A 7,553-nucleotide genomic window follows, 5' to 3' on the forward strand; every position below is an offset into this window, starting at 1 on the left:
GGCCTGTACAGCACGGCAACACCTAGAAAAAACGCCGCGTCTACCACCAGAGCATATGGTCCTTCTAATAAAATTCCCGTCATATTTGAACCCATAACTTCATCGTAAATAGCTACTCCAATTCCAGCTATAATCTGCAGACCAAAGCCCAACACGATAAATAGAAGCAGCGTGAAGTAAGTAAACTCTTTTTTCTTTTTAGGCTTTAAAACCGGTTCTGAATTTGTTGATAACGTACTCAAAATAGTAACCTCCAAAAATGATTCTTTCTCTCTAGTGCTCTCAAAATTCTACCATAATCTCCGCTTAATGATGTTATTTTTTAGGAAAAAAGTTATATTTTTTGACATTTCACACACAAAGATAGGGTTTGAAAAGATAAATGAGCTAGCCAAATTAGTTGTCAACTTCCTTATATTTGATTACGCTTGAAGAAATCTTACCGAAAGTGAAGTGAAAAAATGGCAAACATTTTAATGATCAATTTTCCCGCTGAAGGTCACGTAAACCCAACGCTTGGAATGGTAAAAGCTTTTTCAGACCGAGGTGATACCGTTCATTACATTACGACCGAGCGTTTTAAAGAGCGTCTTGAAAACGCCGGAGCTATCGTACACACTCACCGGGACTTCTTAAGCGGTGTATCCATCAAGCCTGAAACTCCTCAAGGAATCAACGCTTTTTTAAATATCCACATCCAAACGTCTTTAGATACGCTGAAGCTTGTTCATACGTTATCAAAAAAAATTGACTTTGACTTTGTGTTTTACGACAAGTTTGGAGCAGGCGAATTAGTCCGTGATTATTTGCGGATTCCCGGGATTGTATCATCCGCTTCTTTTTTAATGCCAAAAGAACGCTTAGCAATGATGCCTCTGCATCCCGATTCAGAATTTCCATTTAAACCTGACGAAAAAGCTCAGTACGGGCTCAGCTTGCTAAAAAACCAGTTTGGGGTAGAACCTAAAAATCTGCTTCAATTTATGAACAATGAAGGCGAATTAACGGTCGTATATACAAGCCGCTTTTTTCAGCCGCTTCATGAACATTTTGATGACTCTTGTTTATTTATTGGGCCAAGCTTTCCAAAGCGTCACGGCTCTCACGATTTTCCGCTAGAAAAGCTAAAGAACGAAAAAGTTCTTTATATTTCAATGGGAACGGTGCTTCATGATGTAGAAGGCTTTTTCAACCTTTGCATCGACGCATTTAGCGACTTTGAAGGAAAAGTTGTGATTGCAGCAGGAGACCGAGCTGATTTAAAAAAAATAAAAAAAGCACCAGAGCATTTTCTTATTTCGCCCTATGTTCCCCAGCTTGACGTGTTAAAAGAAGCTGATGTTTTTATCACGCACGGAGGTATGAACAGCGTAAATGAAAGTATTCATTTTAACGTACCGTTAGTCGTTTTACCTCATGGGAAAGATCAGCCTCTCGTCGCTCAAAGGCTCGTGGAACTAAACGCCGGGTATCGCTTAGCAAAAGAAACGGTAAATGCTTCTCTTTTAAGGAGTGCAGTTGAAGAAGTTGTCCGCGACGATCGCTATAAAAAAGGAATTAAAGAAATCAACGCAAGTTTCCAGCAGGCATCTGGACCGGCTGCAGCAGCTAAAAAAATTGTCAATTACTTAATAAAACAGCATTCATAAAGAAAAGGTGCACAGATGTGCACCTTTTCTTTATAAAAACAGCCATGTACAAACTGTATATATGCCAATGATTAGCAAACTGACGACTGTAAGGAAAATCAATGCACATCCAGCTACAATAAGTTTATCAGCCCATTTGGATACGTAATGAGCAAAGCTTGCAGGCGGTCTCTCACTTTCCCCAAGTTTTCTTCTTTGATATCTCGTTGAATATTTTGCCTTGTTTTTTTGATACTACGTAGCTCATAAGCCTCTCCTTTTTAGGTGTTTATACTCATCTTAACAAGGGTACAATGAACTATAATTGATTTTCGAAGGGGCTCGGTTATGAACAATGATCTTTTACTCATTCAAGAGATAAAAATCCGAAAGAAAGAAGCACTTCACCAGCTTTACAATCGATATGAATCGCTTTTGTATCGTCTTGTCTATTCAGCAGTAAAAGATCCACATGCTTGCGAAAGCATCTTAACAGAGCTATTCAAAGAAATTTGGCATTCCCCTGATCTTTTGGTCAAAGAACGTACTCTTTCTCTTTCCTTGTGCAAGCAGTGTGTAAAAAATATAAAAAAGCACAGCCAGAACTCAGAGAGGATTTCGTCGTAAATCATTTTTTTTGCTATACATACTATGAATACAAATCCATATGACTGAAATAATCGAAAATATGATTTAAATCTGTAATCTTTATGCTATGAGTGCTGTAAGCAACGATTATTTCAGCCAGCATAAGAACGAATAAAATGGCCAATAGCACCTTAACAAGCGGAAATTGTCGGAACTGAGGAGAAAAAAGCAGCTTACTGACTGTATACAAAAACAGCAGGATAAAGTAGATCATCATGGCATTTGTCGCCTGAAGGGGCACATTCCAGACAAATATGTACACGCTGAATGTCAAAATTAAAATAAACGACATTTCTTTCCCGCTAAAAAAATCACTCATTGCGTAACACCTTTTCTTGTTCATGAATGAATAAGAAATTATAAACTCACGAAACATTAACATTATTTTTACAACAGTATACACGATTTTCCTATTAATTTCTATATACCGGTGTATATATGGAGCGGCTTTTAGCGGATTGGCGTCATGTTTTTGAGTGCAATGGGTTATAGTAACAGGGAAAGCTCATAAAGGAGGTTTAGATAATATGGAAAACACAAATGAATTTGTTCAAAAGCTGAACGATAATCAAGAAAAGCAGCGCAAAAATAAGCAGGGTCAAGCTACTGGGCATCCTGAAAAAAAACTTCCTAACAAACAGCATTAATGTTGTAAAAGTTGGCTGTAAAGACAGCCGGCTTTTTTTTTTGAACTTTTTCGGAAGTCGAAATGTTTGAAGATAAAACAAATCCCCTGTTACAATAAACTGAACCCGCTGCAAAACGTTCGCAGCTATACTTTCCTCTTAAGGAGCTGAATATAAAATGAGTAAATTTGAAAAACTATTCCAACCAACAAACATTGAAGCATTTGATTTACACACTCGTACAGCAATGGCACCGATGACAAGATGCTTTGCTGATCCAGAGACAGGCGTAGTCGGTCAAGACGTTGTAGACTATTACCGCCGCCGCGCAAAGGATGGTATTGGCTTAATTATTAGTGAAGGAATTGTTATCAGCGAACGCGCAAAAGGAAATCCTGGCGTTCCGGGTATCTATACCCAAGAACAAATTGATTCATGGAAGCCTGTAACAGAAGCTGTTCATGAAGAAGGCGGCACGATTATTGCTCAAATTTGGCACGTTGGCCGCTTGAGTCATTCCGGGTTAATCAATGGGCATAAGCCTCAGGCCCCTTCCGCTATTGCAGCACAAGGCCAAGTGCCTCGTTTCCGCAAGCCCTATGAAGAGCCTGAAGAAATGTCGAAAGAAGATATTAAAGAAGTTGTGGGACAGTACGCCCAAGCCGCTAAAAATGCCATTGAAGCAGGATTTGACGGAGTTGAAATTCACGGTGCTCACGGCTATTTGATCGATCAGTTTAATTCAGACTGGTCTAATAAACGCACTGATGAATACGGTGGCGACCTTGCACAGCGATTAACGTTTATGAAAGAAGTGATTTCCGCTGTTATCGACGCCATTGGAAAAGAGCGCGTTGTGATTCGCTTCTCTCCTCATAAGCTTGATAAACCAGACTACCGCTGGGATGATACTGAAAAAGCTATTCAAACGTATACAGAAGCATTTAAAGAAACAGGAATTGAGATCATCCATCCGTCTATGCTGGATTTTTATGAAKATGTTCAAAACGGTCAAAATCTTTATGAAATTACGCGTAAGTACTGGGATGGACCGATTATCGGTGTAGGTGACTTAACGCCTGAATCAGCTGAAAAAGCGCTTCAAGCCGGCTGGATCGACGTAGCTGCTATTGGCCGCCCGCTGATTTCAAATCCTGATTATTTACAGCGCATTAAAAACGGTGAGTCTCTTGTCGAATACGATGCTAAAAAACATTTACCAGAGCTTATCTGAAAAAAGCGCTCCTTCCGGAGCGCTTTTTTTATTGGTTTACGTATGCCTGAACCTCTTGTTTCCAAATAGCATAGCCTTGGCCTTTTAAATGAAGACCATCAACCGTGAAATTACTTTTTAACTGATTATGTGTAGATACTTTCGCATACAGATCAATGTAAGAATCGTTGTGTTTCTTAGCTAGACGCTCTAAATAGTTATTTAATGCGATAACATCTTTATTGTCCACTGCGTCGCCGCATTTTTTATTGTTCACGGGCAGTACACTTTGAATGTAGACTTTTGTATTCGGTGATTCTTTATGAATACGTTCAAGAATTTCAGTATAATTGGCTTTGGTTTTTTTTACAGATTTTTGCTCGTTTAAATCGTTAATGCCAATCATTAAGAAAATCTTTTCTGGCTTAGCATCTGTAATACTTTTTAGACGATGCAATACCCCTTCTGTTGTATCATCGGCTACGCCTCGATTGACAATCTGCTTATTATGAAAAAGTTCGCTCCATTCAGAGCGCTGGGTAATGCTATCACCGAGAAATACGATCGACTCTTTAGGAATACTTAATTGCTTAAACAAAGTGGTCCGTTCAATGTAATAAGGATTATCTCTATAGCTTTGCTTAGATGAATCCTTAGATGACAGCGGATTTTTCATTGCGCTGCTGCTTGTAGCATAAAAAGCAAAAACACCTAGGAAAAGGACATTTAAAATAATGGAACTGATAAATACAACTTTCTTTGTTGAACTCACGAAAACGACACTCCTGTACTTTGTATGTTTTTTAGATAACTCTACGATGATATAGTAAAGCTTCCTGTTAACACTCTTTCCCTCCATACAAGACATTTAATCATTTTTTGCAAATAATGATTTTACATAAAAAAGAAGCGGCGCTCGAAAGCGCCGCTTCTTTTTCTATAATATAAGGGGTTAAAACGTACTTTTATTATAACATATAGTCTATGGTCATATTTTCCTCTATTAGAAAATAGTTCTTATGTCGTTTCTTTTTCCAGCTGTTTTTCTCTTTTCACTTGCTTTGCGAAGAAGAGTTCGTATACCACTGGAATAATAATTAAGGTARGAAGGGTAGATGACGCAAGCCCTCCGATTACCGTGATAGCTAAGCCTTTTGAAATCAGCGTTCCGCTTGATGTAGTAAGCGCCAGCGGAATTAATGCAGCAATGGTAGCAAATGCCGTCATTAAAATTGGACGCAAGCGCGTTTTCCCAGCTTCAATAAGGGATTCGCGGATCGTCATGCCTTTTTGTTCACGATTTTGGGTAATTCGATCTACAAGCACAATCGCGTTTGTTGTAACAATTCCAATCAGCATTAAGAATCCAATCATGACGCTGACAGACAGCGGTTCTTTTGCAAGGACTAGACCAACTAACGAACCGATTGGCACAAAAATGAGTGACGATAAAATGATAAATGGAATACGCGCTTTTCCAAACGTAACGAGCATCGTTAAATACACAAGGCCGATTGCTGTTAAAATAGCTAGACCTAGAGATTGGAAGACTTCCACTGTCTCGTCGCTTCCGCCTCCACCGTCCAAGCTCACATCTTTTGGCAAGTCTAACTTTTTCACTCCATTTACAACATCTTTGGTCACAGCTTGAACATCATCGCCTTTAATGTCTGCTTCCACTCGCGCAAATACTTTGCCGTCAAGCTTTTGAATAGAAGTGAACGTATCAATTGTACGAACGTCAGCAATATCTTTTACTAACACAGGTCCTCGTTCTGTAAATACTTGAAGATCTTTAATTTCTTTTACTGAACTAAGGTCTTTATCGTATGAAAGCTGAACCGCTCGTTTTGTATTATCTAATTTTAAGTCTCCAACAGATACTGGTTTGGTTTGGTCGGAGATTGTACCAAGCAGCTGAAATCCAGATACTCCATACTCTGCGGCTTTATCAGGATCTACTTCTACTACAAGCTGCTTTTGCTTATCTGAGAAGTTATTTGTTACATATTTAAGACGTTTGTCTTTGTTTAAGTGGTTTTCCACTTGCTTAGCTGCCTTTTGCAAGTCATCTAAATTAGAAGAATATAAATCAACCGTTACGTTATTATTTGTAGGAGGCCCTCCTGTTGATGCTTCTTGTACATTAACTGTTGCTTTCGGTGATTCTTCTTTCGTGATGCTTTCCATTTTCTTTTGAACTTTATCAATAAACGTATCAACATTCACGCCTTCTTTTACGTTCAAGAAATAGCCAACTTGGTTCGGGCGTTTTACACCTGTTGAAAAGTCGCGTGATCCAACTTCCGTAGTCACATCGGAAATTTCATTTTGATCCGCAAACATCTTTTCAATTTTTAAAGATACATCGTTTGTTTTTTCAAGTGATGTAGATGCTGGTAATTGAACGTTGGCCTGAAGCATCTTTTGTTCTTCATTTGGAATAAACGTAAAGCCAAGTGAAGGAACAAGCGCAAATGAGCCAAACAGTAAAATAAAGGATAAAATTAAAATTTTGATTTTATGATTAAGCGACCATGCAATCGCTTTTGCATATCCGCGCTGCAGCTTTCCTTCTTTTTCTTCAGGCGGTACTTTTTTAAACGCAAACTTTGCTAAAATCGGCACGATTGTAATCGCTACAAGAAGAGATGCTAACAGTGAAAAAACAACTGTTAAGGCAAACGGCAAGAAGAACTCTCCTGTAATTCCTCCTACAAAGCCGATTGGCAAGAATACGACAACCGTTGTAATAGTAGACGAGGTAATGGCTTTTAAAATCTCTTTTGTGGACGATTCGACAAGCTCGTTGCTCATGCCTTCTTCTGAACGGCGAACGCGTCTAAAAATATTTTCAATCACAACAATACTGTCATCCACTACGCGCCCAACGGCTACAGCCATTCCGCCTAGTGTCATAATGTTAAGTGAAATATCAAGCTGGTTTAAGAAAATAGCTGATACTAACAGCGATAATGGAATCGATATAATCGCAATGATCGTAGCGCGGAAGTTACGCAAGAAAATCAGCACGGCAAGTGATGCAAATAATGCTCCGAGCAATCCTTCGCGTACTAATGTTTCAACAGACTTTTCAATGCCGTCAGCTGAATCAAAGCCGATTGCGTAGTCTAACTGATCGTCATATTTTTTCAAAATTTTCATCGTTTCGCTCGCAACTTCAACCGTATTAGCATCTTGTTTTTTTGTGATGGCCATCGACAGTGCATCTTTGCCGTCATAACGCGTATATTCGCCTTGGTCTGTTACGGCTTCGACTTTGGCAATATCGCCAAGCTTCACAGGCTTTGCTTCAGGATTCATCGTAGATTTCAGCTGGATTTTCTTTAATGCATCGATCGTCGCAACTTTTTCTTCTACTCGCACTGGAATTTGAAGCTCTTTTCCGTTTAATGTTCCTGCTGGGAATGAAACAGC

General features: G+C 39.1%; 6 protein-coding genes and 2 pseudogenes. 4 read left to right on the top strand and 4 right to left on the bottom strand.

All coding sequences use genetic code 11. The features are described 5' to 3' along the window. Positions 1–242 (bottom strand): annotated as a pseudogene (locus AC1DRF_RS12810) (CPBP family intramembrane glutamic endopeptidase); the annotation flags it as partial. 219 nt (positions 243–461) lie between these two features. On the opposite strand from AC1DRF_RS12810, the gene AC1DRF_RS12815 reads away from it, so the two are divergent. Next, positions 462–1,649, top strand: a complete 1,188-nt coding sequence (locus AC1DRF_RS12815) for a macrolide family glycosyltransferase (protein ID WP_477740873.1) — start codon at positions 462–464, stop codon at positions 1,647–1,649. A 327-nt stretch (positions 1,650–1,976) separates the two neighbouring features. Next, positions 1,977–2,255, top strand: coding sequence for an RNA polymerase sigma factor (locus AC1DRF_RS12820; protein WP_028409216.1), 279 nt, complete (start codon positions 1,977–1,979; stop codon positions 2,253–2,255). Between the two features lie 22 nt (positions 2,256–2,277). Here the strand turns inward: AC1DRF_RS12820 and AC1DRF_RS12825 are convergent, their stop codons facing one another. After that, positions 2,278–2,595 carry a hypothetical protein gene (locus tag AC1DRF_RS12825; RefSeq protein WP_013057808.1) on the bottom strand — a complete coding sequence of 106 codons (318 nt, stop codon included), beginning with the start codon at positions 2,593–2,595 and terminating at the stop codon, positions 2,278–2,280. A gap of 208 nt (positions 2,596–2,803) precedes the next feature. Between AC1DRF_RS12825 and AC1DRF_RS12830 the strand changes: the two genes are divergently transcribed. Together AC1DRF_RS12830 and AC1DRF_RS12835 are read left to right on the top strand one after the other, a co-directional pair. Continuing rightward, entirely contained in the window at positions 2,804–2,923 is a 120-nt protein-coding gene (locus AC1DRF_RS12830; protein ID WP_013057809.1) for a DUF4023 domain-containing protein, read from the top strand. A 172-nt stretch (positions 2,924–3,095) separates the two neighbouring features. Next, positions 3,096–4,136: pseudogene (locus tag AC1DRF_RS12835) on the top strand (alkene reductase); the annotation flags it as partial. 28 nt (positions 4,137–4,164) lie between these two features. On the opposite strand, the gene AC1DRF_RS12840 reads toward AC1DRF_RS12835, so the two are convergent. Next, positions 4,165–4,887, bottom strand: a complete 723-nt coding sequence (locus AC1DRF_RS12840) for a GDSL-type esterase/lipase family protein (protein WP_477740874.1) — start codon at positions 4,885–4,887, stop codon at positions 4,165–4,167. Between the two features lie 245 nt (positions 4,888–5,132). Beyond that, a partial coding sequence (locus AC1DRF_RS12845) for an efflux RND transporter permease subunit (protein WP_477740875.1) occupies positions 5,133–7,553 on the bottom strand: 2,421 nt, incomplete at its 5' end.

The sequence above is a fragment of the Priestia sp. P5_B4 genome (assembly GCF_056400385.1).

Coding starts and splice junctions, on each gene's coding strand:
- AC1DRF_RS12815 (WP_477740873.1), top strand. CDS start 462: ATGGCAAACATTTTAATGATCAATTTTCCCGCTGAAGGTCACGTAAAC.
- AC1DRF_RS12825 (WP_013057808.1), bottom strand. CDS start 2,595: ATGAGTGATTTTTTTAGCGGGAAAGAAATGTCGTTTATTTTAATTTTG.
- AC1DRF_RS12820 (WP_028409216.1), top strand. CDS start 1,977: ATGAACAATGATCTTTTACTCATTCAAGAGATAAAAATCCGAAAGAAA.
- AC1DRF_RS12830 (WP_013057809.1), top strand. CDS start 2,804: ATGGAAAACACAAATGAATTTGTTCAAAAGCTGAACGATAATCAAGAA.